The organism is Xenorhabdus sp. KJ12.1 (assembly GCF_963876495.1).
GTDB classification, from domain to species: domain Bacteria; phylum Pseudomonadota; class Gammaproteobacteria; order Enterobacterales; family Enterobacteriaceae; genus Xenorhabdus; species Xenorhabdus stockiae.
This window is the reverse complement of sequence record NZ_CAWNQH010000039.1, coordinates 1-395: the sequence shown is the minus strand read 5'-3', so window position 1 is coordinate 395 and position 395 is coordinate 1. Positions and strand designations below refer to the sequence as shown.

1 pseudogene is annotated in these 395 nt (G+C 47.1%); it reads right to left on the bottom strand.

From position 1 onward, the window contains the following. Positions 1-315: pseudogene (locus AACS92_RS04235) on the bottom strand (IS982 family transposase); the annotation flags it as partial. Positions 316-395 lie beyond the last annotated feature (80 nt).

Sequence of the window (395 nt, the reverse complement as noted above, 5' to 3'; positions counted from 1 at the left end):
TCCTTTTAATTGAGTCAGATAACTGGATAAGGGGACCAAAACGGACGGGGCAACGCTGATAAAACGGGTATAACTGAGCAAGGAGGGGAAGTCGCGGTGATGGTATTGCCAGATATGCTCCAAATAAAAGTTTTTAAAATCACGGTAATGCGACCGCTGAAAGAGGATTAAAATTGTCATGATTTCACTGGGATACATGCGGCCTTGTCTGCGGCGCAGGCGGTATCCGTTATCGAGACAAAACTGCGCCCACTGGGGGATGAAAAGACGACAAAAGTCGTCGACATCGCAGAAAATTTCAACTAACTTGTCCATGGCCTGTTCCTCCCCGGAGTCGTTTTAGGCTTTCACCAAAACTTTGCTCCTGGAACAGGCCTCTCGTCAATTTCTTATCC